25 protein-coding genes and 2 pseudogenes are annotated in these 19,040 nt (G+C 69.4%); 11 read left to right on the top strand and 16 right to left on the bottom strand.

Translation table 11 applies throughout. The features are described from left to right. Window positions 1–214: 214 nt before the first annotated feature. Window positions 215–1,786, bottom strand: coding sequence for a helix-turn-helix domain-containing protein (locus tag CLT71_RS09020; protein WP_101366710.1), 1,572 nt, complete (start codon window positions 1,784–1,786; stop codon window positions 215–217). A gap of 148 nt (window positions 1,787–1,934) precedes the next feature. Here CLT71_RS09020 and CLT71_RS09015 point away from each other — a divergent pair, with 148 nt between their 5' ends. Further along, window positions 1,935–2,336, top strand: coding sequence for a VOC family protein (locus CLT71_RS09015; RefSeq protein WP_101366709.1), 402 nt, complete (start codon window positions 1,935–1,937; stop codon window positions 2,334–2,336). Here CLT71_RS09015 and CLT71_RS09010 read toward each other — a convergent pair. Then, the gene (locus CLT71_RS09010) at window positions 2,333–2,812 is read right to left on the bottom strand and encodes a TM2 domain-containing protein (RefSeq protein WP_101366708.1); all 480 of its coding nucleotides are present in this window, start codon (window positions 2,810–2,812) and stop codon (window positions 2,333–2,335) included. The genes CLT71_RS09015 and CLT71_RS09010 overlap by 4 nt on opposite strands. Before the next feature lie 410 nt (window positions 2,813–3,222). Between CLT71_RS09010 and CLT71_RS09005 the strand changes: the two genes are divergently transcribed. Beyond that, window positions 3,223–3,957 carry a class I SAM-dependent methyltransferase gene (locus CLT71_RS09005; RefSeq protein ID WP_101366707.1) on the top strand — a complete coding sequence of 245 codons (735 nt, stop codon included), beginning with the start codon at window positions 3,223–3,225 and terminating at the stop codon, window positions 3,955–3,957. Window positions 3,958–4,571: 614 nt separating this feature from the next. On the opposite strand, the gene CLT71_RS09000 is transcribed toward CLT71_RS09005, so the two are convergent. The 5 genes and pseudogenes from CLT71_RS09000 to CLT71_RS08980 form a co-directional block, all read right to left on the bottom strand. Next, window positions 4,572–4,913, bottom strand: a complete 342-nt coding sequence (locus CLT71_RS09000; protein ID WP_101366706.1) for a cupin domain-containing protein — start codon at window positions 4,911–4,913, stop codon at window positions 4,572–4,574. A 26-nt stretch (window positions 4,914–4,939) separates the two neighbouring features. Continuing rightward, window positions 4,940–5,374 carry a hypothetical protein gene (locus CLT71_RS08995; protein WP_101366705.1) on the bottom strand — a complete coding sequence of 145 codons (435 nt, stop codon included), beginning with the start codon at window positions 5,372–5,374 and terminating at the stop codon, window positions 4,940–4,942. Then, entirely contained in the window at window positions 5,371–6,114 is a 744-nt protein-coding gene (locus CLT71_RS08990) for a helix-turn-helix domain-containing protein (RefSeq protein WP_101366704.1), read from the bottom strand. The genes CLT71_RS08995 and CLT71_RS08990 overlap by 4 nt, the downstream gene beginning before the upstream one ends. 53 nt (window positions 6,115–6,167) lie before the next feature. Next, window positions 6,168–6,266: pseudogene (locus tag CLT71_RS08985) on the bottom strand (ferredoxin family protein); the annotation flags it as partial. Between the two features lie 301 nt (window positions 6,267–6,567). Beyond that, window positions 6,568–7,563, bottom strand: a complete 996-nt coding sequence (locus CLT71_RS08980) for an aldo/keto reductase (RefSeq protein WP_486483155.1) — start codon at window positions 7,561–7,563, stop codon at window positions 6,568–6,570. 57 nt (window positions 7,564–7,620) lie between these two features. On the opposite strand from CLT71_RS08980, the gene CLT71_RS08975 reads away from it, so the two are divergent. After that, window positions 7,621–7,983, top strand: coding sequence for a MerR family transcriptional regulator (locus tag CLT71_RS08975; RefSeq protein ID WP_101366702.1), 363 nt, complete (start codon window positions 7,621–7,623; stop codon window positions 7,981–7,983). Window positions 7,984–8,035: 52 nt separating this feature from the next. On the opposite strand, the gene CLT71_RS08970 is transcribed toward CLT71_RS08975, so the two are convergent. The 3 genes from CLT71_RS08970 to CLT71_RS08960 form a co-directional block, all read right to left on the bottom strand. Then, the gene (locus CLT71_RS08970; protein WP_101366701.1) at window positions 8,036–8,401 is read right to left on the bottom strand and encodes a GntR family transcriptional regulator; all 366 of its coding nucleotides are present in this window, start codon (window positions 8,399–8,401) and stop codon (window positions 8,036–8,038) included. Beyond that, window positions 8,398–9,192, bottom strand: coding sequence for a hypothetical protein (locus tag CLT71_RS08965; RefSeq protein ID WP_101366700.1), 795 nt, complete (start codon window positions 9,190–9,192; stop codon window positions 8,398–8,400). The genes CLT71_RS08970 and CLT71_RS08965 overlap by 4 nt, the downstream gene beginning before the upstream one ends. Before the next feature lie 222 nt (window positions 9,193–9,414). Then, window positions 9,415–9,651 carry a GntR family transcriptional regulator gene (locus CLT71_RS08960; protein WP_101366699.1) on the bottom strand — a complete coding sequence of 79 codons (237 nt, stop codon included), beginning with the start codon at window positions 9,649–9,651 and terminating at the stop codon, window positions 9,415–9,417. Between the two features lie 572 nt (window positions 9,652–10,223). Between CLT71_RS08960 and CLT71_RS08955 the strand changes: the two genes are divergently transcribed. Together CLT71_RS08955 and CLT71_RS37415 are read left to right on the top strand one after the other, a co-directional pair. Beyond that, window positions 10,224–10,766 (top strand): hypothetical protein, encoded by a 543-nt coding sequence (locus CLT71_RS08955; RefSeq protein ID WP_143743419.1) that lies wholly within the window; start codon window positions 10,224–10,226, stop codon window positions 10,764–10,766. A gap of 188 nt (window positions 10,767–10,954) precedes the next feature. Next, window positions 10,955–11,236: a DivIVA domain-containing protein gene (locus CLT71_RS37415; protein ID WP_199187558.1), complete on the top strand. Its 282-nt coding sequence runs from the start codon at window positions 10,955–10,957 to the stop codon at window positions 11,234–11,236. 7 nt (window positions 11,237–11,243) lie between these two features. Here the strand turns inward: CLT71_RS37415 and CLT71_RS08945 are convergent, their stop codons facing one another. Genes CLT71_RS08945 through CLT71_RS08935 form a run of 3 tightly spaced genes read right to left on the bottom strand, consistent with a single transcriptional unit; the run spans window position 11,244 to window position 12,313 of the window. Continuing rightward, the gene (locus CLT71_RS08945) at window positions 11,244–11,525 is read right to left on the bottom strand and encodes a hypothetical protein (RefSeq protein ID WP_101366697.1); all 282 of its coding nucleotides are present in this window, start codon (window positions 11,523–11,525) and stop codon (window positions 11,244–11,246) included. Beyond that, a complete protein-coding gene (locus CLT71_RS08940; protein ID WP_101366696.1) occupies window positions 11,522–11,863 on the bottom strand; it encodes a hypothetical protein in 342 nt (113 codons plus the stop codon). The genes CLT71_RS08945 and CLT71_RS08940 overlap by 4 nt, the downstream gene beginning before the upstream one ends. 9 nt (window positions 11,864–11,872) lie before the next feature. Then, entirely contained in the window at window positions 11,873–12,313 is a 441-nt protein-coding gene (locus CLT71_RS08935) for a hypothetical protein (protein ID WP_143743418.1), read from the bottom strand. A gap of 42 nt (window positions 12,314–12,355) precedes the next feature. Between CLT71_RS08935 and CLT71_RS08930 the strand changes: the two genes are divergently transcribed. Further along, complete coding sequence (locus tag CLT71_RS08930) at window positions 12,356–12,910, top strand: hypothetical protein (protein WP_486483154.1); 555 nt, start codon at window positions 12,356–12,358, stop codon at window positions 12,908–12,910. 657 nt (window positions 12,911–13,567) lie between these two features. Here CLT71_RS08930 and CLT71_RS37895 read toward each other — a convergent pair. Then, window positions 13,568–13,781, bottom strand: a pseudogene (locus CLT71_RS37895) (transposase); the annotation flags it as partial. A gap of 156 nt (window positions 13,782–13,937) precedes the next feature. Here CLT71_RS37895 and CLT71_RS08915 point away from each other — a divergent pair. Beyond that, entirely contained in the window at window positions 13,938–14,369 is a 432-nt protein-coding gene (locus CLT71_RS08915; RefSeq protein WP_101366694.1) for a DUF4259 domain-containing protein, read from the top strand. A 166-nt stretch (window positions 14,370–14,535) separates the two neighbouring features. Here CLT71_RS08915 and eno read toward each other — a convergent pair whose 3' ends face one another. Next, a complete protein-coding gene (eno, locus tag CLT71_RS08910) occupies window positions 14,536–15,843 on the bottom strand; it encodes a phosphopyruvate hydratase (RefSeq protein WP_101366693.1) in 1,308 nt (435 codons plus the stop codon). 149 nt (window positions 15,844–15,992) lie between these two features. Here eno and CLT71_RS08905 point away from each other — a divergent pair, with 149 nt between their 5' ends. From CLT71_RS08905 to CLT71_RS37890, 3 genes are all read left to right on the top strand, one after another. Further along, window positions 15,993–16,415, top strand: coding sequence for a MarR family transcriptional regulator (locus tag CLT71_RS08905; RefSeq protein ID WP_101366692.1), 423 nt, complete (start codon window positions 15,993–15,995; stop codon window positions 16,413–16,415). Window positions 16,416–16,588: 173 nt separating this feature from the next. Further along, window positions 16,589–16,849, top strand: a complete 261-nt coding sequence (locus CLT71_RS08900) for a hypothetical protein (RefSeq protein ID WP_101366691.1) — start codon at window positions 16,589–16,591, stop codon at window positions 16,847–16,849. Window positions 16,850–17,191: 342 nt separating this feature from the next. Further along, a complete protein-coding gene (locus CLT71_RS37890) occupies window positions 17,192–17,392 on the top strand; it encodes a hypothetical protein (protein ID WP_486483153.1) in 201 nt (66 codons plus the stop codon). Window positions 17,393–17,766: 374 nt separating this feature from the next. Here CLT71_RS37890 and CLT71_RS08890 read toward each other — a convergent pair whose 3' ends face one another. Further along, on the bottom strand, window positions 17,767–18,354 hold the full coding sequence (locus CLT71_RS08890) for a TetR/AcrR family transcriptional regulator (protein ID WP_101371273.1): 588 nt from the start codon (window positions 18,352–18,354) through the stop codon (window positions 17,767–17,769). 108 nt (window positions 18,355–18,462) lie between these two features. On the opposite strand from CLT71_RS08890, the gene CLT71_RS08885 reads away from it, so the two are divergent. Continuing rightward, window positions 18,463–18,936 carry a GNAT family N-acetyltransferase gene (locus CLT71_RS08885; protein WP_101371272.1) on the top strand — a complete coding sequence of 158 codons (474 nt, stop codon included), beginning with the start codon at window positions 18,463–18,465 and terminating at the stop codon, window positions 18,934–18,936. The last annotated feature ends 104 nt before the right edge of the window (window positions 18,937–19,040 follow it).

Below are 19,040 nucleotides of genomic sequence, written 5' to 3'. Positions count from 1 at the left end.
TCCGGCTGCCCTTCGCCCTCGTGGCAGAACCCGAAGGGTCACCGGACGGTGGCCGTCCCCCACCCAGGCCCCCGACACCGAGACCGTACGACGTCGAGCAGCCGGTTGCGAGGGACCGATCCGCACAGCGACCGCGCTGCCGGTGCCACAGTGCACAGCGAGCGACGGTGCCAGTGCCGATGCGGATACCGGTGCTGGTGCTTCCTGCTCCTGGTCAGCCCTCGGCCAGTTGGAGCGCACGTAGGGCGAGCCAGAGTTCGTGCCGGGCGTCGGGCGCGTGCAGCAGTGAACGCCCGAGCGCCTGCTCAGCCCGGGAGAGCCGTTTGCGGGTGGCCGACACCGAGATGCCGAGTACGGCCGATGTGGCGGCGAGATTGGTGTCGGCGGACAGCCAGGCCCGTACGGTCTCGAATGCGGTCGACCGGTCGGCCGGTCGCAGCGGCCCGAGCCGGATCCGGGCCCACGCCGTCACGGCCGGGGCGGCGAGCAGTTGATCGAGGGTGACCTCGCGGTGCTGTGGCCCTGCCGTGTTGTGGTTCGGTGGTGGTGCCGTGTCGCGGAGCCGCAGCGCCAGCCAGGCGGCGGAGCGGTCCGGGACCCGGAGGAGATCCAGTCCGAGCAGCGCGTTGAGCAGCCGCAACCGACCGGTCAGGGTGTTGCGGTGGATCTTGAGGTGTCGGCTGGCCGCACTGTCGAAGGCCAGCCACGAGCTGAGCGTGCCGAGCAACTCCACCGCCCCCGGGTCGGCCCGACGGGCCGGCGTGTGACCGAGGCAGGGTTGCAGCAGCCGCTGGGCCCAGGCGTACCCGTCGGGGCCGGTGAGCGGCGCCAGGTCGTGCTGCCGGTCGAACCGGGCGTACCCGGTCGTGGCCCGGGCCACCGCCAGCGCGTGGAAGGCCTGCTCGTACCCGCTGGCGGTCTCCGCCAACGCCACAGGCTCGCTCATCCCGAGCCGGCACTGCCGGACCCGTGCGGTGAGCAGCCGTCCGAGCCGGTCTGCCGGATCCGGCTGCCCGGCGCTCCGCTGGGCGGTCTCCCGGCCCGACGCCGGGATATCGCCGGTGGACGACTCGGCCGGGACGAGTGCGATCAGATGGTTCGAGCGGACCGGACAGGGCACGATCCAGGCCCGGCCGGCAAGTGACCTGTCGAGCTCGGCGGCGATCTCGTACCGTTGCCGGCCGACACACTCGATCACACAGACCCGGAGCGTGCCGGGCAACCGTGGCCGCAGCGCCGAGGCGATCCGCCGGGCGGGCGGCACGTCGCCGATCATCAACAGGTGCAGTACCGCCTCCCGGCCGTGCGCGTCGGCGGCGGCGATCCGGCGGCGGGCCCGGTCCGCCTCCTCGACCCGCCAGCAGAGCGACAGCGTCCGCGCGGCGTCGGCGAGGAGTTCGCCGAGATGCGGCTCGGGGGTGGCGACCACCACGAGGTACCCGGATTGTTCCTCGGCCCGAGCGACCAGCGCGGCGGCGGACCAGTCCGGTGCGCTGCCGCCCAGCCGCAGCAGGTGCACCCTGGCCGGCCCGGCCGTGTCGACCACGCCGGCGCTCGACCCGCGCCGGGACAGGTCCGCGACGGCGGCGCCGACGGCCCGGGACAGGGGAGTGCCGGGTCCGAGCCGGTCGGCGGGTCCGGCGAGTACCTTCCGGTCGGCCCCGACCAGCAGGGCCAGGCCACCGGTACGCTGCCCGAGCCAGTCCAGGATGGCGCGCACCGCGTCCCGCCCGACCGAGAGGCGGGCGAGGGTCAGCAGATCGTCATCACGACTCGGCGCGGCCACGTCCTCTGCTTCCCGGCTCGTCGGGTGCTGATTCCTCGGTACATCCTCCCTCGACGGCGAACTGCGATGCCGATGCCGATGCCGATGCCGGTGCTGATGCCGGTGCCGGTGCCGGTCCGTGTCACGTGGCCTGGTTACCCTCGGTCGGGTGCGGATCGACCTGGTGACAATCGTGGTGCGGGAGTACGACCCGGCGATCGAGTTCTTCACCGGAGTGCTCGGCTTCGATCTGGTCGAGGACTCGCCGTCGCTGGCGAATGACGGTCGCCCGAAACGGTGGGTCGTGGTCCGGCCACCCGGCGCCGAGACGGGCATCCTGCTCGCCCGCGCCGACGGTGAACGGCAGGCTGCCGTGGTCGGCGAGCAGGTGGCCGGCCGGGTCGGGTTCTTCCTCCGGGTCGACGACTTCGACGCCGCGTACGGGCGGCTGGTGGCGGCCGGTGTCGAGTTCGTACGCCCACCGAGGACCGAGCCGTACGGTCGGGTGGCGGTGTTCCGGGACGTCGCCGGCAACCGCTGGGACCTGCTCGGCCCGCCTACCCGCCGTTAGAAGGTCGGGTGCCAGGCGAGCGCCCGCGCGTTGTGGCGTTCGACGCTCCGGGCGGCGAGGAGTGGAGCAAGCACGAGGTAGCCCAACCAGGTCAACGGCATTGTCACCAAGCCGATCACCACGATCATCAGGAACAGGTTGACCCAGAACATCGCCCAGAACGACAGCATCAGGATCACACCGGTGGCCGTACTGCCGGCATAGAGGTTGCCGACGCCGAAGATGCCGAGCAGGCCGAGGACCAGTTCGAGGGCGATAGCGGCGCCTGCCGACTTCTGCGGCACGGGAACCGCCATCGGTGTTGGTACCGGGACCGGTAGCGGCAGTACCGGCAGGGCGGCCGGCTGCGGGGGGAGCGGGGGCAGCGGCATCGACAGCGTGGGTGGCAGTGGTGTGGGCGTACGGCCGTCGGTCAGGCTCAACTGACGGTCGGGTGTGCTGGCCTGCCAGTCGTACGGCGAGTCCGGAATCGTCACGGCGCACAGTGTCGTGCCGTGCTCCGGGCTGACGTCACCCTTCGTTCGGTCAGGATGACCTGCCGTAGGTTCGCCGATCGCGGGGCAACGGCCGGATGGCGAGGGCGGCCCGGTTGGCCTGGACGGCCGGAAATGCGATTCGGGTGCGGTAATGCGGTTGCCGAAAGATCCGGACCTCTGTTGTCCTGTGCTCTGGCCCCACCGACCGAAGGGAGACGACCATGCGACCCGCCGCAGGCTCCGACCAGCAGGAACGTGTTGTCCACCCAAGAGATGTGAGGTCTCATGATTACGGTGGTTTCGGAAACCACATCGCAGGCGTCTTTTTGTAGTACACGACCGGTCGGCCATGCCGTGCCGGCCGTGAAGGCCGTGCCGCTCGTGCCCGGCTGTCGTGAGGAGGGTGAGTGATGTCCATCCTCGACGATCCCGGTCTCTTCGGCCGGCTCTGGGCCACCGGCTACGACAAGGGCTCCAACCCGGATCCGGGTCCGGCGGTGGAGTTCCTCGAAGGTCTCGCTGACGGCGGCCGGGTACTGGAACTCGCGATCGGTACCGGCCGGGTCGCGCTGCCGCTGGCCGCCCGTGGTCTCCTCGTGGAGGGCGTCGAGGCGTCCGAGGAGATGGTGGCAGAGCTGCGGGCCAAGCCCGGTGGCGAGCAGCTTCCGGTTGTCATCGGTGACATGGCGGACGTGCCGGTCGACGGGCCGTTCACGCTCGCCTATCTGGTCTACAACACCCTGTTCAACCTGGTCGACGCGAGGCGGCAGGAGGACTGCTTCCGCAACGTCGCGCAGGTACTGGCACCGGGCGGCGCGTTCGTGATCGAGACGTACGTCCCGGATCCGGTCGACATGGACCGGACCGAGCAGCAGGTGCAGGTGTGGGACGTGACGGAGGACTCGGCGACGATCCGGTTGCACCGGTTCGACCGGGCCGCGCAGACGTTCGTCCGGCAGACGATCAGGTTCGACAGCCAGGGTGTGCACCTCAGGCCGTTCGGCATGCGGTACGCCTGGCCCGAGCAGATCGACCAGATGGCGGAGCGGGCCGGTCTCCGGCTCACCGAGCGGTACGCCGACTGGCACCGTGAGCCGTTCGGCCCGGACAGCGGCAGCCACGTCTCCGTCTACCGCCGGGGCTAGTCGAGCCCGGCCGGCGCGACCGGCGAGCGCAGGATCCACTGCCGGTGCGGTGGTGGTGGCGTCGTCGTCGAGCAACGCCAGGCGCTGGGCCGGAGGTGGGCTCGGTCCAAGCTGTATCTCCGGAACTTCCGGTCAACTTCCGGGAGAAAAAATCGGGCACTGTGTGGCACGTCCAGGTCTTGTCTCCAGCGTCTTCGATGGGTATTAATAGTGGTACAGCTTATCGACGGAGCTGATTACCGGAAGTTTTCGGCAACCCCGTCCCGGTCGGCGGTACGCCCATCGTCGGCCCGGCGGCCACCTACGGGCGGCGGGACAACAGCAACAACCCGGCTGGCTCGTTGCCGGGCCGTCGAACCGAATCCGGCATCCACGGCACCGGATCCGGTCCCGGGATCAGGTGCCACCCGCGCTGCCAGTCAACGGCGGCGGCCCACCAGCGCCGCGAGTTGACTCCGGCGGAACCCGGTGCGGAGGGAAGGACGCCCCCTCCGCACCGGGTCGGCGTATCCGGGAACTCGTTGGCGCGGCCGGCCATCCATCGGCGCAGGGCGCCCACCACGGTCCAGACACTCCGTCGCCTTCTTCACTGCGGAACTGACACAACCCGAAGGTCAGGAGGAGGGGAGTGCCGTCGCCACGGTGAGCAGTACGGCCGAGTCGTCGAGCGCGGTCAGGCCGTGCCGTTCGGCCGGGATGACCAGGTGGTCGCCGGAGCTTCCCTCCCAGGTCCCGGTGGCGGTGGTGAGGCGTACCCGGCCGTGCAGGACCTGGAGGGTCGCCTCGCCGGGGTTGTCGTGATCGGCGAGGCTCCGCCCAGCGGCCAGCGCGAGCAGGGTCTGCCGCAGCGCGTGCCCCTGCCCACCATGGACAGTACGGGCACTTCGGCCGCTGCTGCTCTGCCGCGCCGCGGTCAACTGCGCGTCCACCAGGGTGGTCAGGGAGATCGACTGCATCGCACTACCTTCCTCCGACGTGGTAGTCAGGCCGCCAGCAACAGGGTGCCGGTGGTGATCAGGGCGACGACCTTGACCGCCTCCAGGGCGACGTAGCTGTAGTGTGCGGACGACCGTGGCGCCTCCGCGCCGGCCAGGATCCGATCGGAGCGGCGGGTCAGCCGGGGACGTACCACGGCGAGCTGCACCACCAGCACCGCCGCGACGACCCCGGCAGCGACCACGACGGACGTCGCGGGCATCGTGTCGGCGGCGGCGACGACGGCGGCCACCAGTGCCACCCCGAGGACCACCTCCACGGCGTTGAGCGCCCGGAAGACCAGCCGGCCGATGCCGAGCCCGATCCGTATCGTCACCCCGGGGGCCCGGAACTTCAGCGGTGCCTCCAGAAAAGAGATCGCCAGCACCATGCCGAGCCAGCTGAAGGTCACGGCGGTGGCGACCGCCGGAGCCGTACTCATGAATCCCCCGCTGCGCGCCGCCGCGCGGCTGCGGCGGCTGGCCGGTCACGAGGTTCCGCCTCCTCGGCGAGGTGTGCCAGGCACAGGTCGGGTTCGGCGAAGGGTTCGAGCCGCTCGACAGTGGCCGGGGCGCCGGTGGCGGCCATCGCGCCCTGCATCAGCGCCAGATGCACCTGGCAGATGACCTGGGCCTGGGTCTGCACGAGGTCCAGGAAGGGGCAGTGCCGCAACCCGATCTGCCGGCCGGTCGCCGTGGTCCGTCGCTCGGGTGCGAAACCGAGATCGTCGAGCAGTTCCACCAGCCGGTCGATCGCCTGATCACCGGTGGCGGTGGCCGCCTGATCACCAATGGCGGTGGCCGCCTGATCACCGGTGGCGGTGGCGGCAGCCGAAACGGCCGGCGGTGCGGCGAGCGTCCTGCCCCAGGTCCGTCCGGCCTCGGTGGCCCGGTCCAGCGCGTCAGGATCGGTGGCGACGCTGCCGGCCAGGATCCCGGCCAGGAGCCGGTAGTTGCGTGGTCCGGCCGGGTCCATCCCGGGCCGGGCCCGGAACAGCAGTGCCGGTCGACCACGGCGGCCCGGAGCAGCGGGTACCCGTTCCGCCTGTCCCGTGCCGACCAGGGTGTCGAGATGGAACCGCACCGTGTTCGGATGCACGTCGAGCCGCTCGGCGATGTCGGTGATGCTCAACGGCACCGGCGAGGCGCGGAGTGCGGCCAGCACGTCCGCGCGGCGGCCCATGGCTGGCCCGGTCACGGGGTCTGTGGCGGCAGGGCGGCCACCAGCGCGGTGTCGAGGCTGCGCGCGCCCTCGTGGACGCAGTCCACCGGGCATTCCTGCCCGCACGCCCGGTCGAGCACGTCGACACAGGGGTGTGCGATCACGTACGTCACGGGTTGAGTTTACACAAGTGGTACTTGTATAAATAGCGCGCGACGGGAGGCGGCGCCGCTGCCTGATCAGGAACCTGTCCACTTACGCCGCCGCACCCTCGTCCTCGGCGTCGTCACCGTGACAGGCGCCGCCGAGGACTGAGGGGCTTCCGCCACCCGGTGCGGAGGGAAGGACGGCTCTCCACACCGGGTGGCGGATCTCCGGAGGCGGCTCCGGAGGCAGCTCGGGCGGCGGGCCGGGTGGCGGCCGGGAGCCGAATCGGCGATGCCGAAGTCGCGTCCGATGTGCGCTCCGGCGTCTTCAGGCGGTTGCCGTAACGTCGCTCATGATCTTGTCGATCTGGGCCATGTCGGCGGCGGTCAGCGGCCCGAAGGACATCGCGGCGGCGTTCTCCTCCACCTGCTTCACGGTGCGGAATCCAGGGATCGGCACCGTGGCCGGGCTGCGCGCCCACAGCCAGGCCAGCGCACCCTGGGCCAGGGTACGGCCGCCGGAGGTGAGCACCTCGCGAATCGCGTCGATCGCCGCGAGCCACTCGGGCGCGCCCGCACCGTCGCGGAAGTAGCGCATCCACGGCAGGGCCTGGCTGCGTACGTCGTCGCCGGGCACCTGCCGCCCGTCGTGGTACTTGCCCGACAGCAGGCCCATCGCCAGCGGGCCACGGTTGATGCTGGCCTGGTTGAACTTCTCGCAGACCGCGAGCACCTCCGCGGAACCGCTGAGCACCGACAGGTCGTGCTGGATGGCGGTACAGCCGGCTCCGGCCTCGGCGAAGGCAGCGGCTCGGGCGGGGTCGTCCGTGCTCCAGCCGTAGGCCCGGATCTTGCCCTCGGTGACGAGGTCGTCGAGTACGGGGATCATCTCCAGCGCCTGCGGAACGGGCAGGTCCCCCAGGTGCAGCTGGTAGAGGTCGACATAGTCGGTCCGCAACCGACGCAGCGAGCCTTCCAGACAGGCGCGGACGTAGTCGAGGCTGTCGTCGGTGCCGAGGGCGAGACGGCGTTCCTCGTCGAAGGTGAAGCCCCACTTGGTGGCGATGACCACCTGGTCGCGTACCCCGTGGAAGGCCGAGCCGATGAGTGTCTCGCTGTGCCCGGCGCCGTAGCTGCTGGCGGTGTCGAAAAAGGTGATGCCGAGATCGCGGGCCCGGTGCAGTGCGCGGATCGACTCGTCGTCGTCGCGCGAGCCGCCCCACCCGTACTGGTTGTCGGTGTCGGCGTACGGGCCGCCGATCGCCCAGCAGCCCGCGCCCAGTGCACTGATCTCGATGCCACTACGGCCAAGAAGTCGCTTCATGCGCACCACTCTGCTACCTGGAGCGCGCTCCAGGTCAAGCCGGATATCCTGCCGTTCGTGAACACCTATCCACCGTCGGTGGCAGCGCAGCGTACCGGTTTCAGCCTCGACACCCTGCGCTACTACGAGCGGATCGGCCTGCTGAGCGAGATCGGTCGTACCTCGGGCGGTCGCCGGGTCTTCACAGAGGACGACCTCGGCTGGCTGGACGTCCTGCGGTGCCTGCGGGACACCGGCATGCCGATCGCCCAGGTGCGCCGGTACGCCGAACTCGCCCGGCAGGGCGAGATCACCCTGGCGGAACGTATGGCCCTGCTGGAGGAGCACTCCCGGGAGGTCGAGGAGCGGATGGAGCTGCTGCGCCACCAGTACGCCCACCTCCAGGACAAAATCGCCTGGTACCGGGGACAGCTTGACTGACCCGGGGTGTTGCCTGAGGCAGGGTGTCGCGTGAGTCAGGGTGCCGCGTGAGTCAGGGTGTGGCGGGCCGGCCGAGGGCCGCCTCGACGATCCGGATCGCCTCGGCGGGGTCGATGCCGATGCTGGTGATGACCGCCGCGTAGTCGTGGGCGGCGCGGCGGGCCTGTTCGAGTGCCTGCTCGCCGGCGGCCGAGACGAACGAACCGGCCCGGCCGCGGGTCTCGATCAGCCCGGCCTCTTCCAACTCCCGGTATGCCCGCCCGACGGTGTTCACGGCGAGACCGAGGTCGGCCGCGAGCCGGCGGATCGTCGGCAGTCTCGTACCGACGGCGAGCGTGCGATCCTGGATCTGCCTCGCGAGCTGGGCCCGGAGCTGCTCGTATGGCGGTGTCGGCGAGCCCGCGTCGATGACGATCATCCGGTGACCATGGCACGTCGGGCAGCCGTCCCGACACCCGTGCTCCGGAAGTGGAGCAGGCAGTACGCGATGGCGCCCACCACCACGAGTCCGATCGAGGCGACGTTCCACCAGCCGAACGATTCCCCGTACAGGAAAATTGCCGGCAGCGTCCAGACCAGGCTGGGGGTGACGAGGGCGCGGGCGTCCTCGACCCGCATGATGACGTCGGCGGTGAGCGACCCCTCGTCGTCGGCCACGGCTGGGCTCTCCAGCACGTTACGCAGTTGCAGCACGATGCCGACGGCAGCGCCGGTGAGTCCGATCAGGACGACGGTCGCCCCGCGCCGCAGGCCGGAGTCCGGAACCGCCAGCACGCTCACCGCGAGCAGCAGGGCGGCGGTGAAGCTGGCGACAGTGAAGACGGCGTACGGCCGACCCAGTACCGCTGACCAGCCAAGCTGGACCGGGTGGGCGACCCGCCGGGACAGTCGCGCGCCGGCCCGGCGGTCGGCGTGCCGCACCCACCAGCCGAGCAGCCACTGCGCCACCAGCAGCCCGACCACCAACGCCACCAGCAGCAGCATCGGCAGTCGGGAGGAGGTGACGTCGCTGGGCAGCGCCGACACGTGGGTGAGTGCCGCGCCGATGATGAAAGCGGCCAGCAGCAGGCTGTCGGCGACCTTGGCCCGTCGCCGCACCGCCAGCCGAGCCGCGATCAGCGGGGTCGGCTCGACGTCGGCCAGGCCGTGCCGCTCCAACCACACCCCGGCCAGCCACCGCTTTGGATCCGTCTGATCTGGCTGTCGCATGCCCCACCTCCGTACGTCGCAAGCTTTGTCTCATCAGATTGAGTCACAGGATGCGACAATGTCAACCCTGGGTCGGGCGCTACGCCGCCCGTCGTGTCGTGTCGGGTCGGGTCTGGGGGGGACAGTGCAGTGGTGACGGCGAAGCATCGAGGGGTACTGGCCGAGCTGACCGAACTCGGCGTCGCCACGCTGCCTCGACCCCGAAGTGCCATCGGGGTCTTCCTACGAAGGCGGCTGATCCCCTTCGGCTACGAAGACGCCGATGCCCGTGCGTCCGACCAGCTCGTCCCGTTCGATCATCGAGTCCACGGCCCGTCTGACCGTCACGTGGCTTGTCTCATACTGGTCGGCCAGCTCGCGAGTAGAGGGAAGCTTGCTGCCGGGTGGGTAGATACCAGCCCGAATCTTCGCGCGCAGGTCATCCCTGATCTGGCGCCAAAGCGGCTGGGCGTACGGCATGCGATCAGGAAAGCACCCAGATGATCGAACAGTTAAAGCATCCCTCGCCTTGCTTGCCTTGCTTGTAAGGTTTGCTAGGCTGTCGCCAACATGAGCACTGATGGGGAGGCGACATGGCCGGGCGGTGGAGGTGGTTCCCACGACAGCGGCGGGGTGCGGTTGACCTGCCTCGACGGGTGCGACCCGACGACGTACCCGGGCATCGGTGGGCGGGTGCGGACGACGTACCCGAGGGTTGTCGGGACCTCGCGGTGTGACGGGGCGTTCGTCTACGTGCGGCCGGGGGAGCGGCAGACGACGCACGGCGCAACTAATGGGCGGATCGCTGCTCCTCCCATCCAGCGCAACCGGCGGCGGGCGTGCTCTCCGGGCAGCGCACCGGACGCGACGGTCCCCGGCTCACGTTCTTCGAGTCCTTCCCGCCGGCAAGCGGGCGGCGACTCGGCTCCCAGGCTGTACGGCCCGGGAGGTGTCGGGGCGGCCGGTCGCCGCCGCGCGGTGACCCGAACCCGGGTCGGCGGTGCCCGGCTGCCACGACACCAACATCGCACGTTCTACGGAAGGAGACCGGCGTGACAGTGCCGGAGTCGGCGACGACAGAAGAACCGGCGGGTCCGGAAGCCGCGGCGTGGGTTGCGGAGCGGGTGTGCGGCGAGCTGCGTGAGGCGTACCTGTTGGTCGCGGCGGCGGCCGTGCTGCTCGACCGGGCCGGCGACGGCTCGACACATCCGGAGCTGCGTCAGGCGCGCCGCTGCGGCGAGGAGGCCCTCAGTCTGGCCAGCCACGTCGAGCGGCTGCTCGACAGCGGGCTGACGCAGCTCCGGGGCCAGATCGGCGGCGGTGACGTGGCGAGCATCGGCCGGGTGGTCGGCTCGCTGAACGTGTCGCGTACCCGGTTTGCCGTGGCCGCCGAACGCCTCGCCAGGCTCCCCGGGCGACTCCACTATGCCGAACGGCAGCTCCGGGAGGCCGCCGATCCCCGGCTGTGCATCGCGGACGTGACCCGGGACTGGGCGCGGGCGGCCGAACACCTCGGCCTGCTCACCGGGAGTTTGACCGAGGCGGTCGGCGCGCTGACGTCGTACGCCGATCGGGTCACCGGCGCGACCGCCTGACCAGACTCTCCCGGCTGCCATCCGTCCCCCCGGCGGCCGGGAGCCGAGCTGGCCCGGGGCGGGTGCCGGGCTCCGGCCGTCGGCCACCCGGGCGGTCGACGGACGACCCCGCCCGCCTCGGCGCCGCTACCTGCGAAGGGACCCCAGATGGCAGCAACCAGCGCACCGGCACCGACCGGAGGTGCCGGATGATCTATCGCCCCGCACGACGGATCTTCCGGCCGGACAAGGTCCGCGCCAAGCGGTTCGGCTCGCGGTGGCGCGGCCTCGACCCCGCCGAGGTGTACGCCTACCTGCGCGCCCTCGCCGACGAACTGGATAGCGCCGGCCAGGCCGAGTCGGCGGCCCGGATCGAGGCGGAACGGCTCCGCCAGGCGCTGGGGGAGTGGCGCTCCCGGCACGTCCGCTGCTGGTTCGTCGACCCGCCCCAGCGCACCCCGCCCCGTACCCCCAATCAGCGCCGGTGGTGAAACCGTCTCAGACTCCCCGCCGGAGCGCGGCCAGGCCACACGATGCGACATAGCCGAGGAGCACAAGACCGATGCGTAGCCAGGGCACGTCCCGCACAGGCTGTACGCCGATGGAGACGGCTACGACCAGGCTCCCGGCCAGGACCACGCAGATGCTGACTGTCAATACCTGCTCGACGGCTGTCTCCTCCGACCACCAGGTGACCGCGCCGAAGAGCGCCGGCACGAGGATGAGGAGGTTGAGCCCGATGAGCGGGAGGGCGATGCGCCATCGGTTCCAAGCGCTCATCGGTCCTGACCCTCGGGCACGGACACGTCGTTGCCTTCCTGGTCATTGCCAGCCGGGTCACTGAGTAGGGCCTCGTCGGTGTCGCGCAACCGCTGGGCCTGACGCTCGATCTCCGCGCGCGTTTCGGGAGATTGCCGTCGCTGTTCGTCGAGCGCGGCAGCGAACCCGTCGTTGAGTCCCTGGCTGTGCCACGGGTGGGCGGCGGCGTCGCGTAGCGTTGCTTCGCCATTGAGTACCGCATTCGCCAGTGATCCAAGTGGATCATCTGCACGGCGCAGCCGTGCCAACTTGGCGAGCACGGCGCGGGCGAGTGGCTGCTCCATGATGTCGTCCGGCATGACCTGCTCCTAGGCGACGGCGGGGTGCCGGTAGGGCTTCAGATCGGGGAGTCCGGCGACGCCGAGCTTAGCGTCGATGGCGGAGACCAGTCCGGCGATGCCCTTGAACGCGGCCTCCGCGTTGCCGTAGACCGTCGAGATGTCTCTGTAAAGGTCGTGGGCCTGCCAGGCGAAGTATGCCGCGACGCCGTAGCCCGCGATCGCGCCCACCCCCGTTTTGATCGTCGCCGTGCCGACAATGGCCGCCGCGTTGACCACGATGAGCGCGTCGATCAACTTGCCGATCAGGCTGGTCGCCGCCGAGAAGAGATGCTTGGCGGCCTCGGATGCCTGCTTGTAGAGCTCGGCGTACTGGTCGCAGACCGAGTGCATCGCCATCGCGGCGGCACCAAGCGCAAGCTGGTACTCCTGTTCGGCCTCTGCCGCGTTACCTCGCCACACGGTCGGCACGTCGGCCGCACCGGTGATGAGATTCCGGTCCGCGCCGAGGGCGTGGAGTTCGACCGGTACGGGCGGGCAAACCAGGAGCAGCGGATCGTCACCGAGGAACTGGCCCAGTTGATCGGCATGGCGCCGGAGGACCTACCCCGGCCGCGTCCCGGTCGGGACGTTCGGTTCGCCGAGCAGTTGACGGAGCTGCAGAGCGCGGAGGTCGCTGAAGCCACGATCGCCGTGATCGAGGCGTGGACGAGGGTTGGCGGGACGCTTGGCTTCGGCGCGGGCGGGGAGTCCTCCTGCTTCCTCCTCGCCCGTGGCAAGGAGCACGAGCTCGGCAACATCTGGCCAGCGGCGATCTACCCGAGCGGCAAGTTCGAGGTGGTGTTCCAACACCTGAGCATTCGGACGCCGTTCGACGACATAGCCCTGCGAGAGGAGTTCCGGCAGCGGCTCAACAAGGTTCCAGGAGTGGAGATCGCCGCCGCGAAGCTGGCGCTGCGTCCCGGCTTCTCGCTCAGGGTCCTCGTCGACCCCGAGACCCGTAACGCGCTGATCGAGCAGCTCGGCTGGTTCTACGAACAGGCGCAGGTGGACAACTCGGACCGCTGATAGCCCGTCGATCGCGGCCGGTAGGGTGTCACTGGCCGGCTGGAGTTCCGCTGCGTTGCCGTGCTCGGGGTGACCCGAAGGCCGTACCCTTCGCCAAGGAGACCACCCCGGCGGAGGTGGACCGGATCCAGCACGACAGCGACCTGCTCCGAGAGCGTTGTGTGCTCTTCGTCGCCTGCACCCGGGCGCGCGAAGCTCTACACATCTCGTGGAGTGGTGCCGGCAGCCCCTTTCTGCCGGCCCTCCCGTAGTCGGCATTGATCCTGACTGGTAGGAGTGCGTGTTCGACTGGCGCGAGTTGTCGCTGCCGCTGAGGGGAGATGTCCATGGTGAAGGGTCCGCTCCAGCGGAGCTTCCCGGAACTTGACCTGGATACGTTCTGGGACGACAGCGAGTACGCGTTGCGCGCCTATGTTGATGGGCCGCCGTCTGACGGGTTGATCGCATCAGTTGAGGTGGAACTTGGCTTACCGGTTGCCCGCGCTGTACGTGGCCCTTATGCAGTCGCACAACGGCGAGATGCCCCGCAACACCTGCTGTTCAGCGCCGAACAGGACCACATGGGCCAAGGACCATGTCGCCGTGTCCGGGATCATGGCAATTGGGCGGGAGAAGCATTACTCGCTGGCGGGTAGCGCTGGTAGCCGCTTTTGGTTCGACGAGTGGGCCGTCCGGGTCACCGAACCGATCGGCGATCAGCTGCCGCAGGTCGTCACGGACAGCGTCGGCGTCCCACCGCCCGGAACAGCAGCCGCTGCATCGCATCCGGCCGGGCGTGTCCGGCCTGCTCCGCCAACTGCCAGCACGTCTTCACCTCACGATCGGACAGCAGGCCCGTCAGGAATGCCGCTGCCGTCCGACGAGGCTCCATCCGCCCGAACCGGCCTGCGAACGAGTCGAGTACCCCAGCCAGAATCCGCTGCCACCGGTCAGGGTTTACGCTGTGGCGAGCGGCCACCGCACGATCTTCAGTTAGGTCCACAACCGTTGATGATCGGCGGCGGCCGTCTATCGAGGCGAGGGCGATGTGGGCACATTTGGAACCGGACCGTTCAGCAGTGACGGCGCACTGGACTTCCTCGACGAACTCACCGAGCGACCACCACAACAGCGCCCCGAGGCACTACGGCACATGCTCGGGTACGTCCTTGCCAACCGCGACCTCCTCTGGCGGGAGTACTTCCCCGACGAAGTAGTCGCGGCGGCAGCCCTCGTGGCCGCTACCCTTCCCGGCGGCGAGCACCTACAGCACCGCCTTACGCAAGTGTCCGACGAACCAGACCCGGTGATTCTGCCCGAGCCAGTGCCCGACCTTGCCACGTCCGCGCTCGAAGCGCTGCACTTCGTGGCCGGTCCCGGTGGGCCATGGCATCAAGGATGGACCACCGAGACTGACCAGACCGAGGCGCAGCAAACAATCGACGGTCTCACCGCCATCCTCCAAGCAGCACCCTCGTAAAGACGCCCGCTGCTGGTTCATCGACCCGCACCAGCGCATCCCACCCCGTACCCCCAATCAGGGCCGGTGGTGAGACCGGCTCAGCTCGCCCGGCGGAGCGCGGCCACGCCGCACGATGCGACAAAGCCGAGAAACACCCGACAATGCGGCTACCTCTGCTTGCCGTTCACCGCCGACGCAGTGCGGAGCGGCCCGCGTAACGCGCCGAGTCGCCCAACTCCTCTTCGATCCGGATCAGTTGGTTGTACTTCGCCGTCCGGTCGGACCGGGAGAGCGAGCCGGTCTTGATCTGGCCGCAGCCGGTCGCCACCGCCAGATCCGCGATGGTGGTGTCCTCGGTCTCACCCGAGCGGTGCGACATGACCACCGTCCAGCCCGCCTGGTGGGCCGTGGCCACTGCGGCCAGCGCCTCCGTCAGGGTTCCGATCTGATTGACCTTGACCAGGATCGAGTTGCCGACGCCGGTACGGATGCCTTCGCGCAGCAGCGTCTCGTTGGTGCAGAACACGTCGTCGCCGGTGAGCTGGCAGCGGTCGCCGACCCGGGCGGTCAGCTCACGCCAGCCGTCCAGGTCGTTTTCCGCCATCGGGTCCTCGATGGAGAGGACGGGGTAGGCGTCGATGAGCTTGGCCAGGTAGTCGGCGTGCTCGGAGGGGGTACGGCGCACTCCCTCGCCCGCGTAGTCGTACACCCCGTCGCGGAAGAACTCCGACGACGCCGGGTCCATGATTAGGCCGATGTCCTGGCCGGCGCGGTAGCCGGTTCGCTCGATGGCGGTCATCACGAAGTCGAGCGCCTCCTCGGCAGTACGCAGCGCGGGCGCGAAGCCACCCTCGTCGCCGACGCCGGTGGAGTGCCCGGCGGCCAGCAGATCGCGGCGCAGGGTGTGGAAGACCTCGCTGCCCATCCGGACGGCTTCGGCGAAGGTGTCCGCGCCGACGGGCGCGATCATGAACTCCTGGAAGTCCAGCGGATTGTCGGCGTGGGCGCCGCCGTTGACGATGTTCATCATCGGCAGCGGCAGGAGGTGGGCGTCGGTGCCACCGAGGTACCGGTAGAGGGGCTGGCGATGGGCTGCCGCGGCGGCCTTGGCGGTGGCGAGGGAGACGCCGAGGATCGCGTTGGCGCCGAGCCGGGACTTCGTGGCGGTGCCGTCGAGGGCGACCAGCGCGGCGTCGAGACTCGCCTGGTCGGCTGCGTCCCGGCCGTGCACGGCCGCCGCGATTTCCCCGTTGACGTGCGCCACCGCGCGGTCGACGCCCTTGCCGTGCCAGCGCGCGGGGTCTCCGTCGCGCAGTTCCACGGCCTCCCGGGCACCGGTGGAGGCGCCGGAGGGGACAGCCGCGCGCCCGAGGGACCCGTCCGCCAGGACGACGTCGACCTCGACCGTGGGGTTGCCCCGGCTGTCGATGATCCGGCGGGCGGTGACGGTCTCGATGGCGGCGTCTATGGTTCCGACTGCCTTCGCGGACATGGGAGTTCCTTCCCGTTGTCGTGTGTCGTGGCCCCGGCTGCGACAGCGGTGGCGCTGAGCCCGACGACAACAGAACCTACAGCAATGCTGTTCAGTCTTGCTGTGCAGGTCGGCTGCGCGGTTGTGGTGACTCACAGGTAAAGTGCCCTATGCCCAGCTCGGAAGCCGCCGCCATCGCCGCTGAACTGCGCACCGCAATGGGCAAGCTGACCCGACGCGTCAAACACGAGGACCGCATTCCGCTCGGCCAGATCGCCGTGCTCGGTGCCCTCGACCGCGACGGCGCCATGACCACCAGCGACCTCGCCGTCGATCAGCGGGTGCGCCCCCAGTCGATGGCGCGTACGGTCGGGCTGCTCATGGAACAGGACCTGATCATGCGCCGCGCGCATCCCACGGACCGCCGTAAGTCGCTGGTCGAGCTGTCGGACGCTGGGCGGGCCGTGCTCGAAGCAGAGCGGGGCCGCCGGGCCGGATGGCTCGCGCGGGCTATCGAAGCCGAACTCACGGATGAGGAGCGGGCAGTCTTGGCCCGAAGCACCGCCCTGTTGGAACGACTCGCCACCCATTAGTCCAGGGAAAGGTCTCCCGATCGTCTGGACTGCCGGTAATGCTCGGCGTTGTTAATGTGCCCGCCATGAGTTCAGGGCACCCGCCCCGTAACGTTTGGCGACGAGCCTCCGAGACGGGAAAGAGCCCGCACGAGAGGTATCAGCAGGAGGTCGCAGCACTGCGAGCAAGCTCCTTGCGGCTGTTCCGCAGCGCCCTCGCGAACGTAGCGATCTTCTTCGCCCTCGTCTCCGGGTTCCTGATCTTTTCGGGCGATGTAACGCCCACGACGCTGATTCCGATGGCGTTGAGTGTCGTCGGTGGCGCCTTCGGGATCACCACCTACCTGGTGCGCGATCAACCCGTGCTCGCCCGTCGCCTGCTCGTCGCCGCGCTTGTCTTCACCGGGCTTGGGCTGGCCGGCATGATCCTGGTGCGAGTGGTGGCCGAAGCATGAGCCTCGCCGTCGGGGCCGAGCAGTTGCTGGCCCACAGGCACCGACACGTCGTACTCGCCCAGCGAGCGGGATCACGTCAGGTTCTTGACTCGTCAAATTTCCGCGCGTAAATTTTACATGCGTCAATACGTTCCGCTCGAAAGTAGGTGAAGCTTGTTGAAGTCCCTCGCTGTCGCCGCAGCCGTCGCAGGCGTGCTGGCCACCGCTTCTCCCGCCTCGGCGGCGGCAAACTCTGAAGCAGGTTACGGAATCTGGCCGCCCGGGAACTGCACGCAGGGCACGTTCTGCGGTTGGGCCAACACGGATCACCCGCCGGAGGGTCCCACCGCGCCTCAGTCCCTGGTGACCACCACAGACTGGTCCGGCAACGTCACGGTGTTCAACTTCTACAACTACACCTCCCGCAACGTCGACATCACCTGGACCGCCACGTGGTCCGGGACGGTCTACACCGGCACCCTCTGCGCCACCTCTGGTGACGGTCACCTGTACGTGCCCGTGACCGTGACGAGGGTGGTCTTCCACACGCGCAACTGCTACTGATCTTCCCCTCGGCGAATCCGATACCCATGTCCTACTGACCCCTGTGCGGAGGGGGCTGTCTCACCCACGGCCGGTGCTGTCTCGCCAACGGAGACCTCTACTGCCAATGCCTTGACCAGAGAGGTGCCGTTGGCGAGACAGCCCGAGGCAGCCCCCATCCGTACTGAATTTCGATGAGATTGTCCGAGCAAGCGACTGACTAATGAAGGTCATGTTTCTCGGCCGTGCCCGATGTGGAGGGTGACGAGCGCGGCGGCGACGACCATTCCGATCCGCCACGGGTTGAGGCTGACGTTGCGCAGCGGTCTGAACGTCACTCGGCACCGCCCGATGGTTTGAGCCACCGTTTCGGCTGCTTTTCCGAGCGGGTCAGCTCAGGTCAGGTCGAAAGCGGCGAGTGTCGCGTCGAGCGCCGCGATCTGGGCGGCCGGTGGATAGCCGTCCGGATCGGCGGACGCGAGCGCGGCGGCGCCCTCCGCCATGGCGATCAGGGCGAAGGTCGTCGTCGCCACCTGCCGGTCGGTCCAGTCGGGCGCGACGGCGGCGACAAGTCCGGAGATCCGGTCGCGCCAGGCCTGGTTGTTGGCGCGGTGCTGGGCGGTCAACTCGTCGTCGCCGACGGATGCGGCCAGGAAACCCACCCAGACAACGCTCTCGGTGGCGGTCTCCTCGTCGAGCGCGAGCCCTTGCGCGAGTACGGCACGGAGCGCGGCTGCCGGATCTGCCGCGTCCGACTCGATGGCCTCCACCCGGGCGCGGGTCCGTTCGTGCAACAGTTGGCGGGCGTGCAGGAGCAGGGCGCGGCGGTTCGGAAACCGGTGCATGACGAGCCCGGTGGTGCAGCCCGCAGCGGCGGCGACCGCCCGGATCGTGAGTCGCTCGATCCCGTGCCGGGCCAGGACGTCCCAGACCCCTCGGGACAGTTGCGCCTCCTGCGCCGGTCGATCAGCCCTCCGTGACATCAGTCCCACTCCCAAATCGTTCCGCTGCACCGGTAACATCCGTTACGGTAACAGGCGTTACCGCTGCGGTGCGCGGCGGCTGCGAGCCGATCCGGGATGGAGAAGAAGATGCGGGAAACCGAGCGGTGGATCATCGAGGCGCGGCCGTGGCACGACCCGGCCGGCACCGAGCTACGGATGCGGCAGCGGGCCGAGCTCGACGCCCGCTACGGCTGCGACGACCACGAGCCCGGGACACCGCCGTCGGAGGCCGACATCGACCTCTTCATCGTCGCGGCCGATCCGATCACCACCGAGGCCGTCGGCTGCGGCGCACTGCGCCGGCTGGACGCCACGACCGCCGAGATCAAGCGCATGTACGTCGAACCGCACGTCCGCGGCAGCGGTGTGGCGACCAGTCTGCTACGTGCCCTGGAGTCGGCTGCGGCCGAGCAGGGGTGCACGACGCTCCGGCTGGAGACCGGGACTGCTCAGCCGGACGCGCAGCGCTTCTATCGCCGGGAGGGCTACCAGGAGATCCCACAGTTCGGCGACTACATCGGCTCGACAGTGTCGATCTGCTACGAGCGGAAGCTCGGCTGACCACCACCACCTGAACACTCCCGACCGCAGCCAACCTGCTCGACCGGACGCCCCTGCCTATTCCGGGCCGGATCGATCTCCATGCGTTCAATAGACCTCCAGTT

Source organism: Plantactinospora sp. CNZ320, assembly GCF_002846275.1.
The sequence above is the reverse complement of the archived record's forward strand: the minus strand, read 5'-3'. Positions and strand labels throughout refer to the sequence as shown.